Annotated in this window: 16 protein-coding genes; 8 read left to right on the top strand and 8 right to left on the bottom strand. The window is 63.1% G+C overall.

The features are described 5' to 3' along the window. Positions 1–13: 13 nt before the first annotated feature. Complete coding sequence (locus AC57B1_RS15330; protein ID WP_091805239.1) at positions 14–931, bottom strand: helix-turn-helix domain-containing protein; 918 nt, start codon at positions 929–931, stop codon at positions 14–16. A 157-nt stretch (positions 932–1,088) separates the two neighbouring features. On the opposite strand from AC57B1_RS15330, the gene AC57B1_RS15325 reads away from it, so the two are divergent. The 7 genes from AC57B1_RS15325 (at position 1,089) to AC57B1_RS15295 (ending at position 7,378) form a co-directional block, all read left to right on the top strand. Beyond that, positions 1,089–1,988, top strand: coding sequence for a DMT family transporter (locus AC57B1_RS15325; protein ID WP_496417917.1), 900 nt, complete (start codon positions 1,089–1,091; stop codon positions 1,986–1,988). A gap of 620 nt (positions 1,989–2,608) precedes the next feature. Beyond that, entirely contained in the window at positions 2,609–3,325 is a 717-nt protein-coding gene (locus tag AC57B1_RS15320; RefSeq protein ID WP_091805232.1) for an ABC transporter permease, read from the top strand. Beyond that, a complete protein-coding gene (locus AC57B1_RS15315; protein ID WP_496417916.1) occupies positions 3,322–4,218 on the top strand; it encodes a glycine betaine ABC transporter substrate-binding protein in 897 nt (298 codons plus the stop codon). The genes AC57B1_RS15320 and AC57B1_RS15315 overlap by 4 nt, the downstream gene beginning before the upstream one ends. 15 nt (positions 4,219–4,233) lie before the next feature. Continuing rightward, the gene (locus tag AC57B1_RS15310; protein ID WP_121320045.1) at positions 4,234–4,887 is read left to right on the top strand and encodes an ABC transporter permease; all 654 of its coding nucleotides are present in this window, start codon (positions 4,234–4,236) and stop codon (positions 4,885–4,887) included. After that, entirely contained in the window at positions 4,884–6,092 is a 1,209-nt protein-coding gene (locus AC57B1_RS15305; protein WP_496417915.1) for an osmoprotectant ABC transporter ATP-binding protein OsmV, read from the top strand. Before AC57B1_RS15310 ends, AC57B1_RS15305 begins: the two co-directional genes overlap by 4 nt. A gap of 202 nt (positions 6,093–6,294) precedes the next feature. After that, a complete protein-coding gene (locus AC57B1_RS15300; protein ID WP_091809029.1) occupies positions 6,295–6,552 on the top strand; it encodes a hypothetical protein in 258 nt (85 codons plus the stop codon). Positions 6,553–6,778: 226 nt separating this feature from the next. Next, the gene (locus AC57B1_RS15295; protein WP_496417914.1) at positions 6,779–7,378 is read left to right on the top strand and encodes a LysE family translocator; all 600 of its coding nucleotides are present in this window, start codon (positions 6,779–6,781) and stop codon (positions 7,376–7,378) included. A 20-nt stretch (positions 7,379–7,398) separates the two neighbouring features. Here the strand turns inward: AC57B1_RS15295 and AC57B1_RS15290 are convergent, their stop codons facing one another. The 6 genes from AC57B1_RS15290 to AC57B1_RS15265 all read right to left on the bottom strand — a co-directional run bounded on the left by AC57B1_RS15290 (position 7,399) and on the right by AC57B1_RS15265 (position 14,858). Next, positions 7,399–8,652, bottom strand: a complete 1,254-nt coding sequence (locus tag AC57B1_RS15290; protein WP_496417913.1) for a winged helix-turn-helix domain-containing protein — start codon at positions 8,650–8,652, stop codon at positions 7,399–7,401. 97 nt (positions 8,653–8,749) lie between these two features. After that, positions 8,750–9,028, bottom strand: coding sequence for a hypothetical protein (locus AC57B1_RS15285; protein WP_408294600.1), 279 nt, complete (start codon positions 9,026–9,028; stop codon positions 8,750–8,752). A gap of 169 nt (positions 9,029–9,197) precedes the next feature. After that, positions 9,198–10,931, bottom strand: a complete 1,734-nt coding sequence (locus AC57B1_RS15280; protein WP_408352343.1) for an FAD-dependent oxidoreductase — start codon at positions 10,929–10,931, stop codon at positions 9,198–9,200. Positions 10,932–11,021: 90 nt separating this feature from the next. Next, positions 11,022–12,014: a DedA family protein/thiosulfate sulfurtransferase GlpE gene (locus AC57B1_RS15275; protein WP_408352345.1), complete on the bottom strand. Its 993-nt coding sequence runs from the start codon at positions 12,012–12,014 to the stop codon at positions 11,022–11,024. Positions 12,015–12,353: 339 nt separating this feature from the next. Next, complete coding sequence (locus AC57B1_RS15270) at positions 12,354–12,605, bottom strand: hypothetical protein (protein WP_007178686.1); 252 nt, start codon at positions 12,603–12,605, stop codon at positions 12,354–12,356. Between the two features lie 549 nt (positions 12,606–13,154). Further along, complete coding sequence (locus tag AC57B1_RS15265; protein WP_408352347.1) at positions 13,155–14,858, bottom strand: methyl-accepting chemotaxis protein; 1,704 nt, start codon at positions 14,856–14,858, stop codon at positions 13,155–13,157. A gap of 301 nt (positions 14,859–15,159) precedes the next feature. Here AC57B1_RS15265 and AC57B1_RS15260 point away from each other — a divergent pair, with 301 nt between their 5' ends. Further along, positions 15,160–17,097 (top strand): histidine kinase dimerization/phospho-acceptor domain-containing protein, encoded by a 1,938-nt coding sequence (locus AC57B1_RS15260; RefSeq protein WP_496417912.1) that lies wholly within the window; start codon positions 15,160–15,162, stop codon positions 17,095–17,097. 195 nt (positions 17,098–17,292) lie between these two features. On the opposite strand, the gene AC57B1_RS15255 is transcribed toward AC57B1_RS15260, so the two are convergent. Then, the gene (locus AC57B1_RS15255) at positions 17,293–17,673 is read right to left on the bottom strand and encodes a hypothetical protein (RefSeq protein WP_408468054.1); all 381 of its coding nucleotides are present in this window, start codon (positions 17,671–17,673) and stop codon (positions 17,293–17,295) included. Positions 17,674–18,160 lie beyond the last annotated feature (487 nt).

The following is an 18,160-nucleotide window of genomic DNA, read 5'->3' as shown; positions in this document are numbered from 1 at the left end:
CCGTCATTCCGCATCAGCCGGCAACCGCCTGCCGATACGCGGTCGGCGCGACGCCTACACTCTCGCGGAACCGGTGGCTGAAATGGCTGGCATTCGCATAGCCGCATTGTTCGGCGACCTGCGTGAGCGGCAGCGTCGTAGTCCGTAACAAAGTACGCGCGCGTTCGAGCCGCTGTTGCGCGATCCACGCGGCGGGTGGCAGTCCGAACGAAGTGCGGAACATGCGCGCAAGATGAAATTCCGACAACGCCGCGACGCCGGCAAGCTCGCCGAGCGTGAGCGTCTGCGCCAGATGGCTTTCGATATAGTCGCGCAGCCGCCGGCGAGTCGCGACGGACAGACCGCCTTTGAGCGACGCATCCGTGCGGCGCACGCCTTGGGCGCGCAACAGCAGACTGAGCACCTGATGGGCGGTTTCATTGGTGCGCAGCAAGCCGTCAGGATCTTGCCAGTCCTCATTCGCCAGCGACTGACACAGACTGGCGATGCGCGCGTCTTCGAAATACGTGCGGTCGGCGAGGGTCAGTTCGCGCGGCTCGCGATCGAGTTCCTGAACGGCGCGCTGGGTGAAATGCTCCGGCAGGAAGTACAGATGCATGAAATGCATGTGGCCACGTACCCACCAGCGTGACTCGTGGTCACCGGGCAGTGCGCAGAGTCGCGACGGCGCGCCGTAATGCCCGGGCATTTTCTGGCGCTCGGTGCGATAACCGCCATCCAGGTAACACGACAGCGTGTGATGGCCGGGGCGTTCGTAGATGGTTTCGGCTTCTTCCGTGTCGCGCGTCCAGACGGCGATGGCCAGCCGGTCGCCGAGCCACGCGAAACGGTCCAGATTGGCGTTGGCGCTGCTCAGCGTGTGACACACCGACTGAAGGCCAAACGGCGTTTCGGCGGAGTGGGTCGCGGTGGCGGGCGGTCTGGCGTTCACGAAACGGGCGGAAACTTGTCTTGACTGAATGAGCGTCAGTATACGGCGACCCGCGCGAGGCGGCTTGCCGCTGCCGGAAAATGCGCAATTTTGGACAAGTGCAACCGACGGGGCTGCGGCATAGTGAGTTCCCGTATTCGCTGTTGCAGGCTTGGCCATGAATCTTTCGCTGTATGTCGCCACCGTTCTGATCTGGGGCACCACGTGGATCGCAATCAAATGGCAACTGGGGGCCGTACCGCCGCCGGTGTCGGTTGCCTGGCGTTTCTGGATCGCCGCACTGGTGCTGTTCGCTTTGCTGCGTATCATGCGCCGGCCGATCTGGCCGCCGCGCGCCGCGTGGCGATTTCTCGTCGCGCAAGGGTTGGCGCTCTTCTGCCTTAACTTCCTGTGCTTTTACTACGCCGAACAGGTCGTGCCGAGCGGCCTCGTGGCAGTGGTGTTTTCCACCGCGCCGCTGCTGAATTCGATCAACGGTCGGCTGTTCATGGGCCGGCCTTTGCAACCCACGGCAATTGCCGGGGCGTTGCTCGGGCTCGTTGGCATCGTGTGTCTGTTCGTGCAGCAGATGGCGGGACATCTCGGCGATCACGCCGCGTGGTTGGGTCTGGGAATCGCGTTTCTCGGCACGCTGTGCTTTTCGGCCGGCAACCTGCTGTCGAGCCGCATGCAATCGATGGGCTTGCACCCTTTCGCCACCAATAGCTGGGCGATGATGATCGGCGCTAGCGTCCTGACGGTGGGAAGTGCGTTGGCCGGATTCTCGTTCGCGGTCGAACCGTCAGCGCGGTATCTCGGTGCGCTCGCCTATCTCGCCATTTTTGGCTCGGTGATCGGCTTTACGGCTTACCTGATGCTGGTCGGGCGCATTGGACCCGAGCGTGCGGCTTACTGCACGGTGTTGTTCCCGATCGTGGCGCTGGCGGTATCGACGGTATTCGAAGGTTATCAGTGGTCGGCGCTAGCCGTGGTCGGCCTGCTGCTGGTGGTCGCCGGCAATCTGGTGGCATTCGATCTTACGCGGCGCATCTTCGTGCGACGGGTGCGAACCTCCTGACGGGCATCCTGGCAGGGGGCGGGCGTCGCATTGATCCGTTCGCTCAAAGGTGAAATTCCCAACGGTCGTCTGCGCACCCGCCGGCGTTTGAGGTGAGTGTTTTCGGGAGCTAATGGCGCGGTCGGTCAGCGCATTGGTGAGCTTATTCGGGACCCCGAGTACAGTCGGAAATGGAGGCGTGCGAACGCCGCCAGCGCCTCCGCATTAACCACATGGGTAGACGGATCCGCCCAGGGCACTTATAATCGTTGCATCCTAATCGCGAGATCGCAGCCAAATAGGCTAAGATAGAAGGGGTTGAGTGCAAACTGGCAACACTTTGCAAACGCCCTAGCGCCGGTGCGAACCGGCACTCAAAGGAGGCCCCAAACCTCCGTCGGACAAGCGGCTCGACGCTGCTGTCCAAATCATCGATGGATCTGGCACCAGTTTTGCTGACTGGTTCGCCACCGAAGGCGAATTCACCCCGCCCTCGCGCCGGGCGAACACAAACGCCTTGGCACCCCTCGGTTCACCTCGCGGCATGTGCCGCGTCCCGAACTTCCCATTCGCAGCGTCGTCACGACGCCTGTGCGGCGTGGCTGTTTGCGCGCGTCGCTCGAACAAGGAGGCGCATCTTCATGATTCATCGTCCTGCCAGACTGATCGGCAGTCTTGTAGCCATCGGTATTGTCATCGCGTTGCTGGGTCGCGCGATCGACCCCGCTGCGCTGCATCAGTACGCACCTGATCTGGTCTATTACACGAAGCGGCATCTGTTGCTCGTCGGCTATTCCATGGTTCTTGCGCTGCTGGTCGGCATCCCCGCCGGTGTGTTGCTCAGCCGCCCGTCGTTCGCGCGTCACGCCGAACGCTTCATGCAGATTTTCAACATCGGCAACACGATTCCCTCGCTGGCCGTGCTGGCCATCGCGCTAGGCATCTTCGGCATTGGCGATATACCGGCGCTGGTCGCGCTGTTTCTCGCCTCGCTGCTGCCCATTACACGCAATGCCTACGAAGGCATGAAGAACGTGTCGCCCGCGCTGCGCGAGGCGGCGCGCGGGCTCGGCATGACAGGCTGGCAATCGCTGTTGCGCGTGGAGTTGCCCAACGCGATGCCGATCATCGTCGGCGGCGTGCGCACTGCGCTGGCGATCAACGTAGGCAGCGCGCCGCTCGCCTATCTGATCGGCGCGGATAGTCTCGGCACGCTGATTTTCCCGGGCATCTACCTGAACAACCAGCAGCAGCTTCTGCTCGGCGCGGCGGCCACCGCGATTCTCGCGCTGGTGCTGGACGGCATCGTCTCGGCCGGCAGCCGCTACCTGCTCGCACGGCGCGGGGTGACGGCATGATCGATCTGTTCAAACGCAGCCGCTGGATCGCGGCCGGTGCTTTGCTCTTCACGAGCCTTCACGTCGGCGCGGCAACGCTCGTGCTCGGTGGAAAAAACTTCACTGAGCAATACGTTCTTACCGAGATCACGTCGCAATACCTGCGCGCGAAGGGCTACACGATCGATGCGCGCACCGGTCTCGGCAGCACGCTGTTGCGCAGCGCGCAGGAGAACGGACAGGTCGATATCACGTGGGAATACACGGGTACGGCCGCGATCGTCTACAACAAGATCACCGAAAAGCTCGATCCGAAGACCATGTATGAGCGCGTGAAAGCGCTGGACGCGAAACGTGGCCTCGTCTGGCTCGATTGCTCGCCGTTGAACAACACATACGCGCTCGGCTTGCCGCAACAGGTGGCGCAGCAAACCGGTATCCGCACGATTTCGCAACTCGCCGCGAAGATGGCGGCGGAGCCGAAAAAGAAGCACGTGTTCGCCATGGACGCGGAGTTCGCCAATCGTCCGGACGGTCTGAAGCCGCTCGAAGCCGCCTACGGCATGCAATTCAGCCGCGAGGAAACGCGGCAGATGGATCCGGGCCTCGTCTACACGGCACTGCATAACAACCAGGTGCCGATCGGACTCATCTACACGACGGACGGCCGGGTGAAGGGCTTCAACATCGTGCCGCTCGAAGACGATCGCCACTACTTTCCCGCGTACAACGCCACGCCGGTGGTGCGCAAAGCGACGCTCGACCAGAACCCGCAACTCGCGCCGCAGTTGAACGCGTTGTCCGACGCGTTGAACAACGACACCATGCTCGAGATGAACAAGCAGGTCGACGTCGACGGCAAACCGGTGCGCGAGGTCGCGGCGGAATTCCTGCGCACGCACGAACTGCCCTGAGCGGAGAACCTCACGATGACTGTATTCGACTATCTATCGGCCAACTGGCCTGAATTACTGCAACTCACGGCGCAACACGTGTGGCTGGTGGGGATCGCGGTGGGCTGCGCGATTGTTGTCGGCGTACCCTTGGGTATCCTGATCAATCGGCACGAATGGCTCGCCGCGCCGCTGCTGAGCATTGCGACGGTTGTGCTGACCTTGCCGTCCATTGCGCTCTTCGGCTTGATGATTCCCGTGTTCTCGCGCTTCGGCCAGGGCATCGGCGCGGTGCCGGCGATTACCGCAGTGTTTCTCTATTCGCTGCTGCCGATCATGCGCAACACCTACCTCGCGCTGCGCAACGTCGACGCCGGCATCAAGGAAGCCGGCATCGGTATCGGCATGACGGTGTGGCAGCGTCTGCGCCTCGTCGATTTGCCGCTCGCCGTGCCGGTGATTCTCGGTGGTGTGCGCACGGCGGTGGTGATGAACATCGGCGTGATGACGATTGCCGCGGTGATCGGCGCGGGCGGTCTCGGCACGCTGATCATCCGCGCGATTGGCCAAAGCAACATGATGAAACTGTTGGTGGGCGCCGTGCTCGTGAGCTTGCTCGCGATCGTCGCCGACCTGCTGCTGCAGGCGCTGCAACGCTTGCTGACCCCGAAGGGAGTACAAAAGACATGATCGAACTCGACAAACTGACCAAGACGTTTACGCAGAAGGACGGCCAGCAGGTGAAGGCCGTCGACTCGGTGAGCCTGACTGTCGGCGAAGGCGAAATCTGCGTGTTTCTCGGCCCGTCGGGCTGCGGCAAGACCACCACGCTGAAGATGATCAACCGTCTGATCGCGCCGACCTCAGGGCGCGTGCTGATCAACGGTGAAGACACTTCGGGTCTGAACGAAGTCGAATTGCGCCGCCACATCGGCTATGTGATCCAGCAGATCGGCCTGTTCCCGAACATGACGATCGAAGAGAACATCACCGTCGTGCCGCGCCTGCTCGGTTGGGACAAGAAGCGTTGCCGCGAGCGGGCCACGGAGTTGATGTCGATGGTGGCGCTCGATCCGAAGCAGTATCTGAAGCGTTATCCGCGCGAGCTGTCGGGTGGTCAGCAGCAGCGCATCGGCGTGATTCGCGCATTGGCCGCCGATCCGCCCGTGCTGCTAATGGACGAACCGTTCGGCGCAGTCGACCCGATCAATCGCGAGTCGATTCAGAACGAGTTCTTCCAGATGCAGCGCCAACTGAACAAGACGGTGATCATGGTGAGCCACGATATCGACGAGGCGATCAAGCTCGGCGACCGTGTCGCCGTGTTCCGCCGTGGCCAACTGGTGCAGTACGACCATCCGGATACGCTGCTGGCGCATCCACGCGACGAGTTCGTCGGCGCGTTCGTCGGTCAGGACAGCACGTTGAAGCGCCTCTTGCTGGTGAAAGCCGGCGACGCCGCCACCCAGCCGGAGACCGCGCGCGCCGATACGCCGGTCTCGCGCGCCTTCCAGATGATGGACGACAGCGACAGCCGCTATCTGACCATCGTCGACGGAAACCAGCAGGCGCTCGGTTACGTGACGCGCCGCGCGGCGCGTGCGGGCGAAGGCGTGTGCGGCGACCATCTGAGCGCGTTCAAGGCGACGGTCGGCGCGGACGAGCATCTGCGCATCGTGCTGTCGAAGATGTACCAGTTCAATTCGTCATGGATGCCGGTGCTGGACGGCGACGGCCGTTACGTCGGCGAAGTCACGCAGGATTCGATTGCGGACTACCTCAGTTCGGGCCGCTCGCGCCGGCAGACGGGGCAGCCGTCGATCGTGTCGCCTGCCGTCGCCGTGGCGGAGGCGGCCGCTGCGGCCGCGCAGGCTGCCGCGACTCAACACGCGTGAAATCGGCGAATAGGTCAAGCTGAGCGGGCGCCGTCCTCCTCGAACACGACAGCGTGCGCGCGAAATTTCTGATTTATCGATCGACGCCTTAACGTCGATCGCATTCGCTCTGATCACGAATAGACGGCAACGCACGATCGGTATATAACAACGTGAAAGGATGGCTTGTTCACCGATGCATCAACAGGAGCGAAGTTTCATCATGACGCAAGACGTAACGCCCAAACCGCCCACGGGCGACCGGCCGGACCTGGAGCACCTCGACGCAGCGCTCACTCACGTGGATCAGCAGGTCTCTTCGGGCAGCATTGCATCGGGTGCCGCGAAGGGCATTCTGTATAGCCTGATCGAAACGCTCGGTACGTTTGTCGGCGACCCCGATTTGCCGGAGCACGCACGTTCGGGTTACGAAGGATTGCTGGAAGCCGCGCGCGAATTACGCGCGAAGCTGGATCACTAAAGGCAATGGCGCGCCGCCTGCTGGCGGCGCGTTTCGCATCGGCATGCTGGCCGATCTGGCGCGGGCGTTGCCATTGTCAGGTGATTTCCAAGTGATCGCCCGGTGTGGCGGAATAACGCGGCGGCGAATCGCCGTTCGATTCCCACCGCATCGAGCCGCTACATTTCGGCGGCACGGCTGTCTATGATAAAAAGGGCGCACTGTTTCCAACACTGCGTCCTTTTTTATGCTCTCTGCGTCTGCTATTGCGCTACTGGCCGTCGGCATTGTCGTCGTGCTGATTACGCCTGGCCCCACCAATACGCTGCTTGCCGCGGCCGGCTTGCGCCAGGGCGTGCGGCGCTCGCTGCCGCTGATCGCAGCCGAACTGGGCGGCTATTTCATCTCGATCTCGGTCTGGGGACATTTCCTCACCCAGGCCGCCCATGCGCTGCCGTGGTTGCCCTCGCTGCTGCGCGTGGTGGCTGGCTTGTACATTGCCTACCTCGCCGTCGACATGTGGCGTGCGGCGGTCGCGTTGCCCGATTCGGCGCAGCGTGCGAGCGGCATGCGCACGCTGTTCGTGGCGACGCTGCTTAATCCTAAGGGCCTGCTGTTCGCCGGCACGATCTTTCCGGCTATCGCCTTCGCACAGTTGCCGGCCTACGCGTTTGCGATGCTGATGTTCGCGTGCTTGTTGGTGCCGATCGCGCTCGCCTGGATCGCATTCGGTGCCGCGCTTGGCAGCGGCAAGCTCACCTGGCTGAATCCGGTGAAGGTGCAGCGCGGCGCTTCGATCGTGCTCGGCGTGTTTTCCTTGTCGCTGGCATGGGCCGCGCTGCATTGAGCGCGGCGCCGATCCCGCGTTCAGACAGCCGCGCCGGCTCGCGAGCGGACTTCTTCTTGCGGGGCGTCGGCGACGCTTAGTGCTTCGAGCCATTCTGGCGGCGCGGCAGTGATTTCCAGTTGCGGCGTGCCGTGCCAATCCGCGCAGCGTTGCAAGGCGCGGCGCAGATCGCCGGCAAGACGGGTGCTCAGGCGCACGCCCGGTTCGATGTGCAACGACTTCAGTTCGAACACGCCTTGGGTCCGATGCGCTTTCGCATCCACGCGGCCGACCAGACGCCCGCGGCTCAGCAGCGGCAACACGAAGTAACCATATTTGCGCTTCGCGGCAGGCGTATAGCATTCGATCGCATAGTCGAAGTCGAACAGCGCAGCGGCGCGCTTGCGATCCCACACCACCGGATCGAACGGCGACAACACCGTGGTGACAGTCGACGTGAGCTTGCCGCTCGCGGCGTCGTCGAGTATCGCGGCGAAGTCGTGATGAACGAACGTGTCCTGCTTCCAGCCTTCCACGCGCACCGGAATCAGCTCGCCCTGATCGGCGAGCGCATGCAGTTCGTCGCGGTAGGGGCGGCGCGGCAAGCGGTAGTAATCGGCGACCCAATCGGCGCGCGCCACGCCGAGCGCACGGCAGGTGCGGCGTAACACTTCTTCGGTCACGATGTGCGCCGGCGGCAGATCGCGTGCGTCGTCCCAGTCGGGCAGCACGCGTTCGGCCAGATCGTAGACGCGATGGAAATTGCGCCGCTCGGCCACCATCAGTTGGCCGATCGCGAACAGCACTTCCAGATGGCGTTTCTCCGGCTTCCAGTCCCACCAGCCGTTGCCCTTGCCCGCCTCGCGGGCGAAATCCGCGGAGCGGACCGGACCGGTCGCTCGAATATGGGCGAGCAGCTTCTCAATGTCCTTGCGATGCTTCTTGTGCCACTCGGCCGCGTATTTCCAACCCATGCCGCTCGGATCGAGCATGCGATGGCGCAGCAGGCCGTAGTCTTCGGTCGGCACGAAACAGGCTTCATGCGACCAGTACTCGAACAGCTTGCCTTCGGCGAGATGCTCGTCGAGCCATTGCTGCGGATAGGTGCCGAGCCGGCTGAACAACACCAGATAAGGGCTGCGCGCGACGACGTGGATCGTGTCGATCTGCAATTGCGCCATGCGGCGAATCGCGTCGAGCACGTCGGCTTTGACGGCCTTGCGGCGCGGCGGCGTCAGCAAACCTTGCGCGGCCAGATGTAAGGTGCGGGCGGCGGAAAGCGGAAGGGTCTTCACGCGGGCTTCGATCAGTGAGTGAGTGCGATGGTGGCGGACATCCGGTCCCGCCTGAATCAGCAGCCGCTACTGTAGCGTGAAGCGCCCAACCATGTTGTCACCACCCGCGGCCGTGATGCCGGTCCCAGCCGCGGTGACGGCCATGATCGTGATGCCAGCGGCGGCCGCGGTAGTCGTCGTCCCGGTAGCCGTAGCCGTAGCCATAGGCCGGTTGCGGCGCGTACACGACCGGCGGTGGCGCATAGACCGGCGGTGCTGCATACACGGGTCCCGGCGTGTTGACGAAGACGCCGACGTCCACCCTGGCCGAGGCGGCAGTCGAGGCGCAGGCGGCGGCAAGGCCGAAGGCGGCGAAAAGGATCGCGCGTTGGATCATGCTTGTCTCCTGTCGTGTCGAAAGAGCCAGCCATTCGCTGTCGAATGGCTGACGGCAATATTACGAGACAGAAAGCAAGGCAGGTGCAACCAGTTGAAGGGGTGTGTAACAGCAGGTTACCCGCCGGCCGGCGGTTGCGAGGCCAGCGGGCGGTTCAGGAGAGATTGTTTCAGGCGCCCAGCGCGACCGCGTCGCCCGCTGTCACTGCCAGTAGTTGATGGATTTGAGCGACCACGGCGGCGCCTTCTCCGACCGCCGCCGCCACCCGTTTCGTCGAACCGGCGCGAGCGTCGCCGATCGCGTACACGCCTTCAACCGTGGTGGCGAGATCGCAGACCGAGGCTCCTTCAACGCTCGTGCCGGTCAGCACGAAGCCCTTGTCGTCGAGTTCCACGCCGCAGGTGCGCAGCCAGTCGGTATTCGGATCCGCGCCGGTGAACAGGAACAGATGGCGCGTGTCGAAATGATCGGTGCCATCGGGCAACGGTTTTTTCAGGCTGACCGACGACAAGCCGCTTTCGTCGGCATCCAGCCTGCCGATTTCCGAATTCGGATGCACGAACACATTCGGCAACGAGCGGATCCGGTCGATCAGATAGCGCGACATGGTCGCTTCAAAACCACTGCGCCGGATCAGCACGTGGACTTTGGCCGCATGCGTGGCCAGATAAACGATCGCCTGGCCGGCCGAGTTGCCGCCGCCCACCAGCACGACTTCCTGGCGCTTGCACAGCTTCGCTTCCACGGGCGACGCCCAGTAGTAGACGCCGCGCCCTTCGAAGCGGTCGAGCCCTTCGAGCGCCGGGCGCCGGTACACCGCGCCGCTCGCAATCACAATGGCGCGCGCCGTGATATGCCCGCCGCACTTCAGTTCCAGCCGATGTGGCCGCTCCGCGCAATGCAGCGCCTTCACGTTGACCGGAATCGCGACGTGCGCGCCGAATTTCTGCGCTTGCACGAATGCGCGGCCGGCCAGCGCCTGGCCGGAAATACCGGTCGGAAAGCCGAGATAGTTTTCGATTCGTGAACTCGCGCCGGCCTGGCCGCCCGGCGCTCGGCTGTCCAGCACGATCACCGACAGGCCTTCGGAGGCCGCGTACACCGCGGTGGCGAGCCCAGCCGGGCCCGCGCCGACAATCGCGACGTCGTACACATGCGCATCGTCGAGATCGGGCAGCAAGCCTAGGCACGTGGCGAGTTCCGGCATGCTCGGATGACGCAGCACCGAGCCGTCCGGGCAGATCACCAGCGGCATGTCTTCTTTTTGCGCGGCGAATTGCTCGATGAGACGCAACGCGTCTTCGTCGCGTTCGTCGATCACGGAATGGGGATGGCCGTTGCGCGACAGAAAGCCTTGCAGCATGACAAGCCGCGCGTCGTTACTGCTGCCGATCAGGATCGGCCCGCCGGCGCCTTTTTCGATCAGCGAGACGCGCCGCAGGATCAACGCGCGCATGATGCGCTCGCCGAGTTCCGCTTCGGCGACGATCAATGCGCGCAGTCCTTCTGGTGGAATCAGCAATGCCTCCACCGAACTGAGCGCCATGCCGTTGACCAGCGCGGGCCGTCCCGACAATTGACCGACTTCGGCAAGAAAATGCCCTGCGCCGTGCTCGCCGATCAGGACTTCACGCCCGATGCCATCACGCTGATAGACTTTCACGCGTCCTTCGAGCAGCACGAACATGCCGGGACCGGTGTGGCCGGTCTCGAACAGCAGCTCACCGGCCTTCCAGTGACCGATCTCGCCGAAGCGCCGCAGGCGGCCGATTTCCGCGCAGGTGAGCGCGGGGAACATCTGATGCATGCGCGTCGAGAGAGACGAAAACGGCGCGTCGGCGACGACGGCCTGCTGTTGCCCTTCCGCTTGTTGTTGTGCTTCAGTTTCTTGAGTCGAAAGCATTGAACCGCTCCTTCGTGTTCATTGACGGATCGAACGGGAGGCGAAGCGGCGCGGCGCCGAATGGCGCAAATGCAAGTTGCGCTGCTTGCGCTACACGGCCTTCGGCGCGACGTCCTCGACCGCCACTTCCGGCGGCGGCATGTCGGGCAGCGAATCCACCGGCTTGCCCGAGTCGCGCCAGGCTTCCATGCCACCGCGCAGCGGCAGCACGTCGGAGAAGCCGGCTTCGTTCAATTGTTTGGCCATCCATGCCGCGGAAATCTCATTCGGGCAGGAACAGTAGATCACCAACTTTTGATCGCGCGGATAGGTCGCGACGATCTCGTCGAGCTGCCGCTCGTCGGCGAATTGCGAGCCCGGAATCACGAACGGATCGAGCTTGCGCTTCTCATGCGAACGGATGTCGAACAGCACCGGCGTCTTGCCGGCCTTCACCAGCGCCGCCAGTTCGTCGACTTCGATGCGCGCCGACGCGAGCTTCGCAATCAGCTGGCGCCGGCGGATCCAGCGATACGCGGCATACGCCAGCAGCAACGCGACCGCGACCAGTGCGGCGGTGCGGCCGAGCCGCCCGGCCAGGGCGAACAGCATATCGATCTGCCTCGCGAACAACGCACCGATGATCAGGCCCGTGCCGGACCACAACGCGGCGCCGATGCTGTCGTAAGTGAGAAACGTGCGATAGCGCGTGCCCATGGCGCCCGCCATCGGAATCGAGACGATCGACAGGCCCGGCACGAACTTGGCCACGGCCAGCACGCGCACGCCCCAGCGGCCGAAAAAGCGTTCGGTCTTTTTCACGCAGGTGTCACGCGAGAGCGACAGCCGGCAAATCGCCTTCAGCGTGTTGCCGCCGTACATCCGGCCGGCGAAATACCACGCGCTGTCGCCGATCAGCGTGGCGAATATCGACAGGATGAGCACCGGCGCCAACTGCGTGCCCACTGAGCCGGGATGCATGGCCGCCATCGCCCCGAACAGCACGAGCGAGGGCATGGCCGGAACCGGCAGCCCGATCGAGGCGGCGAGCACGTTCACGAACACGAGCGCCGGCCCATACTGCTCGACGAGATCATGTAGCATCGGCTTACATCCGCAGCCCTTTCGGGCGCGGCGCAGGTAGGGAATGCGAAGGAGAATGCAAGGATTATGGACGCATTTTCGAGACGAGGAAACGCCCCGAAAAGACGTCCGTTATTCGGGCGTTCAAAGCGTTATCGCAAGCACACTAAACCGTTCGAAAGGCGCATTAGGAGCGCAATTCGAACAAAGCGAAAAGGCTTGAATGACACGCCGCATGCCGAAGCGGAAATAATGCCCGATTGACATGCCGTAGGCGTCGTATCGGTAAGCAATTTAAGAGCGGCGCCGCGTAAGCGTCACGCGGCAATTGCACCCGAGTGCAATGCCGCGTGACGTATTTCATTGACGATGATTGTGCTGTTCGCCCGGCAGTTCGGCGCCATGCGCGCGAATCGCGGCAATCAGTTCGGCTGGCGTGATTTCGTAGCGCACTTCGCGGTGAATGCCTGGCTTGCGCTCATCGACTTCGATCAAAAGAATGCCTTTGCCGTCTTCTGTCGATTCGAGGCGCAGCGAGCGGAGTTCGCGCGCCGTTGCGTCGTCGTATTCGGTGAGCAGGGCCATTGACCCGGAGGACCCGGTAGTGCGCATCGAAGTTGTCCTTGTTCCGTTGTTGATCGAGCCATTGTACGGGCAGGATAGTGCGACGTCTGTCGCGCCACGGTCACGCTCTGCGGATTTGCCCGTTCACCGGCCTGTGTGCCGCATGCCGCCAGGCGCGTTGACTGGCGCGGCCCGCCGGGCAACGCGTGACGTGACGTCCCGCCGTGACAACCAGTTTAACGCGACTCCCGGCAACGACGAATGCATTTTTCGTGCCCCGAGGCGGTGCGCTTCTTCTCCATGACTGTCATGCTGTTGACGCACGCGTTGGTTAGGCGGATGCGGCGACCCACCGCCGGTCGGCCGCTCCGCGCTAGTGCATCGCGCAGGCCGGCTGCGCGCGAATAGGGCAGTGCGATGTCGAAAGTGGTGAGAGGTGGTGGGAGGCGGCAAAAAAATAGCCCGTCCATGAGTGGGACGGGCCGCTAAACGCCGTTGTTACTTGGGTCAGCCTGCCCTTACAACCAACTGGGCGCTGACGGGATCCATCGTGCTGCGCCAATACTGGGCTGTCGAGGTGGGAGTAACGCCGATCTATCAGACCATTGTGGCTTCGTCCTGTTCGAGATCGCGTGCGACGCCCGGCGCGCTGCGTCGCTCGATGTCGGCGGCAACGGTTTGCGCGGGATCGGGCGTGAAGCCCTGATGACGCTTCGTGCTGGTGACGCGTGGCGCGGGCGTGGCTTGCGCAACGGTGAACAGACGCACCGCCTCATCCAGCACGTCGGCCTGTTCCGCGAGACGCTGCGCGGTCGCCGCCGCCTGCTCGACGAGCGCCGCGTTCTGCTGCGTGGCGCCATCCAGATGCGAGACCGCCTGATTGACCTGGCGAATCCCTTCCGCCTGTTCGCTGCTGGCATTCGCCACTTCGACGATGATCGACGACACGCGGCCCACCGCTTCGTCGATCACGCGCATTTGCGAGGTGGTGCGCGCAACCAGTTCGGTGCCCGCCGCGACTTCGGTCGTACTCGCTTCGACCACCGACTTGATTTCCTTCGACGACGCCGCGCAGCGTTGCGCCAGCATTCGCACTTCGCTCGCGACCACGGCGAACGAACGGCCTGCTTCGCCTGCCCGCGCGGCTTCGACGGCCGCATTGAGCGCGAGAATGTTGGTCTGGAATGCAATGCCGTCGATCACGCTGGTAATGTCGGCGATACGCTGCGACGCCGCCGTGATGCCGGCCATGGTCTGCTCGACCTGGCCGGCGATCTTGCCGCCGACTGCTGCGGCTGCCTGCGCGTCCCGCGCCAGATCGAGCGCGCGCACGGTGGCGTCGGCGTTGGCCTGCACCGTGGTGGTCAGCTCTTCCATGGTGGCGGCGGTTTCCTCGAGCGACGCCGCCTGCAACTCCGTGCGCCGCGCAAGATCGACATTGCCGCTGGAAATCTCGCGGGCGTTGTCGAGCATGCCGGTGATCTGTGCGCGCACGTCGTAGACGATTGCGGCGAGATTCGCCTTCAACTGATTCAGTGCCTGGAGCACTTCGCCAAGATCGTCGTGGCGCGCGATCTGCAGATCCGCGGTCAGATCGCCCGCGGCGAGACGTGTGGCGAATCCCGACATGTCGCTGATCGGTGCGGCGAGTTGCCGCTTCAACATCTGCCACGACACGAGGCTGACCGCCGCGGTCACGCCGAACGCAATCCAGAACGGCATAGGCGGCGTGCCTTCCCACGCCACGAGGCCGGTCAGCAGCAGGGCCAGCGACGTGATCGCATAGCCGGCCGCCGCGCGCGTGGCGACAGGCAGGCGCATCAGCGCCTGCAGACGCCCGAGCAGGCCGGTGCGCACCACCACGCCGCGGCGCAACCGGAAGCCGCGCGCCTCGCCTGCGCGCATGCGCGCGTACAGCGTCTCGGCGGCGCGCACCGCGTCACGTTCCGGTTTCACGCGCACGCTCAAATAGCCGACCACAGTGCCTTTCTCGACCACCGGCGTGACGTTGGCCTGCACCCAATAGTGATCGCCATTCTTGCGGCGGTTCTTCACGAGCGCCGTCCATGGGCGGCCGTCGCGGATCGTCGCCCACATGTCGGCGAAGGCCTCGCGCGGCATGTCCGGATGACGGATCAGATTGTGCGGCTGGCCGATCAGCTCGTCGCGCGTAAAGCCCGAGACGGCGATGAAAGCGGGGTTGCAATACTGGATGCGGCCGGTCAGGTCGGTCGCGGAGACAAGCATATTCGACGAAGGGTACTCGTACTCGTGCCCGGTGACAGGCTGGTTATTGCGCATGGCTTTCCTTGCTGGTGCTGACGCGCATGTGCGCGCGCTGCTTACTGGGTCGCAAGGATTAACGGCAATTAACCCCGTGCTCTTTAGGGTTTCCCAGTAAACCACTCAGGTTTAGCCGGGGTCGGGCCGTTAATGCAAGGTTGTCTGATGTGCGTCCGGATGCCGCCGGAAACGGTGCCGGATGCGTCGCGCGATACCTTCAAAAGGGCTACACTGCGCCCGTATATAAGGCCTGCAGACGTAGTTCGTCCCTCGATTTCGCAGTGGTCTGCCTGCACGAATCCGCTATTCCAGCGAGCTGATGCAGAAGATCCTCGACCGCACACAAGAGTCATTGGCGCTGGCTTTCGCCACGCTCGCGCAGAACGCGAAGCGCCAACAACGGGTTTATCTGGCGACGATCGGTTCCCTCATGCTGATCGTGGCGATTTTCGCGCTCGTGCTCGCTGTCGTTGCCGGGCTCGCGCAACTTGACTATCGCCGCACTTTCACGTCGCAGAATGCAACCGACATCTCCCTTCTGCTGCACCAGGAGGAGTCGTTCTCGCGACGCGTCGAGCTCACGTTCGACTATTACTACACCGCTGTCCAGGTGCGCAGCGCGCCGGATGCCATTCAGCAATCGGTTCGACGGACCGGCATGGTGAGCGGCAAGGTGGACAGGATCGACGCGGGCTTCGACATGCTGGTCGGCGAAGCCACCGTCGCCGCGTGGGGCGCACGACTCGGCGAGAAGCTCGGCCGCCTCTACGAAGCGTCGCAGTCGACACTTGCGACGCAGCAGGCCTTCGAGTTGCAGCAACGGGCAACGCTGGTCGGGCTGAAGGAAGACTATGCGGTGATCCTGCCTGCGCTCTCGCAACCGGTGGCGGGAAAAGCCGCCGCAGCGGACCTGTCCGCCATGCCCCAGCAGCGGCTGGCAGTCATAAGGACGCTGCGCGACACGCTCGAGCGCCAACTCGAGGTGCAAACCGGCAAGCGCCTGCCCGGCAAAGGCGAGCGTGTCTGGCTCGGTCCGTATGTCGATCCGCTGGAGAACGTGCCGGTGATCTCCGCGGTGAGCGTCTACTACGACGGCGACACGCCCACTACGCTGATCAGCATGACGATCCGGCTCGATGTGCTCGCGAGGCGCATTGCGCCACCCGGCAACGAGGGCACGATACTGCTCATGACCGCGGATCACCGCATTGTCGTTTCCTCGGAGCCGATCAGCGCGCCGACCGGCAAAATGTTGCAACAGACGGTGGCGGCAACGCCGTCGCATGTATTTCATTACGGGCGTGAAGGCGTGATCTTTCATGAGCCGCTGAAGCCTGGGTTTGGCTTCCTGGTCGGCTATATGTCGTGGGGCGCGCTTGCTGTCGCGCTTGGCTGGCAACTCGCTGTGATCGGCGGCCTCGCGGCGCTGATCCTTCTGGCGGTTGCGCTGACGGCGCGTTATTTCGGACTTCGGCTGTTGCGCAATGCATTTGCCGAGACCTCCCGCTCACTGGAAAGTGAAACCATCAATCACGTTCTGGTGAGTGCGACGCCGGTCGGTCTGTGCGTCGTCCGTCAAAGCGACTATTCCATTCTGACCGTCAACGCGCTGGCAGCGGTGTTGCTGCCGATCGAACCGGGCAGCAACCGGTTGCCGCCGCATATCGTGAGCGAATTCCGCGCGCAGACGTCTGATAAACCTTCGGCCGCGGCAATCGCACGGATCGCCGCTTTCGTCGTGGTCGCTCAGCCGCACCCGCAGGCGCTGGCGTCACCGCCTTCAGACGAAGGCGCTACGCCCGCGCGGTTCTTGCAGTTTACCTATGCGCCCGCGCGGTACGCCGGTGAGAACGTGCTGTTTTGCGCGATTCTCGACGTCACCGCCCAGACACTGCTCGAACAACAATTGCGGCACGCGCAGCAGGCTTCGGACGCCATGATGCGTGCGCGGACGAATTTCTTTGCGGCGATGAGCCACGAAATCCGCACGCCGTTGAATGCGCTGCTCGGCAATCTCGAACTGCTCGCACGCACACCCGGTCTCGAGGCGCATGCGCAGCGGCTTGCGACGTTGGGCGTGGCGTCCGATGCGCTGCGCCGCGTCGTCAACGACATACTCGACTTCTCGAAGATGGATGCCGGCGAGATGCTGCTCGCGAACGACGCCTTCCGCCCCATCGACGACTTTGAAAACATCGCGTTCTCTCACGCGCCGATGCGCGGAGACCGCCCGATCCGTTTCTATTGTGAGCTGTAAAGATATCGGCTGAATTTTCTTTGAGAACACGGCTGAACACTAGGGGTAAATCCCCCTCAGAAGCCCTGTAGGAAGAGGAGTTAAGCCAAACTTCTGCCTTCAACGAATCTGCCGTTTAGACGCTGCTGTTTAGTTCGAGCAACCATCTCGTTTAGCTCCGTGAGTGAAGGGATAAAGAAAGCTTCGCCAGCTCTGCTAATCTGCCGGCTTCCCTAGGAAATGCCACTCGACCGCCCCGGTCGGATAGTCTTCCGGCCACTCCCTTACCAGCAAATCCATTGCACCCCGCATCGCCGCCTGTTTCAGAGATTCATCGCTTTCCGCACCCGCGTTGCTCGTCCCCACGCTTCGCATGCCCATTGCTTCCAAAACCGACTGCACGCAAACAACCCGGTCCATCACTCGGCGCAGGCGCACGAAACTGGCGTCCGAAATCCCTGCGTCTCGTGCCGCTACCTCTGTATCCGTGGAGACGTCTGTCAGCAAGACCGACAATAGCTCAACGGCACTGCGCTCAATGTAAGTGGGCGCAAACTTGCTTCCTGCTGAATGGAGGTCGGTGTTCGTGGTATCCATCGTCTGTAAAGGAACACCATTTATACGCTGGCGTCCAATCTCGGGCTGACCGGTCTGAAGTGGCCGGCGGGTTTGTCTTCTTTGACTGCAAAGCGCCAATGACCTTAGATGTATGTCAGGCGGAGGCTTTCCGTCGAAGATGGTCAACGCACTTGTGAGGCGGGCTATGAGCAAGAGTAGCGGTAGCAAAAGTGGGAAATCGGGCTGCAACCAGTCCGCGGGTAGCGGTTCGAAGGCCGGAAGTCCCGGCGAAGGTCGTGGTCCCAATGGGTTTCCTGGCGGAAACTGGCCAAGCACTACTGGCGCCAAGTCTGGCGGCAACCGCGGGAACACGACGCCGTCTGCCGGCAAAAAGTAACAACCCACGGGGCAGACGTCGACGCGAAAGCGGACTCGCCCCTAAAAGAGCGAAGACAGCGGCCGACACCGTTCGCTCGCGCGATACCCGTTGGCGCGTGCTGGATGACGCAACTTCCAAACAGCCTAT

The organism is Paraburkholderia sp. BGA-UO-ETr-F21 (genome assembly GCF_059567925.1).
Note: the sequence above shows the minus strand (reverse complement) of the source record. Positions and strands in the feature narration are given on the sequence as shown.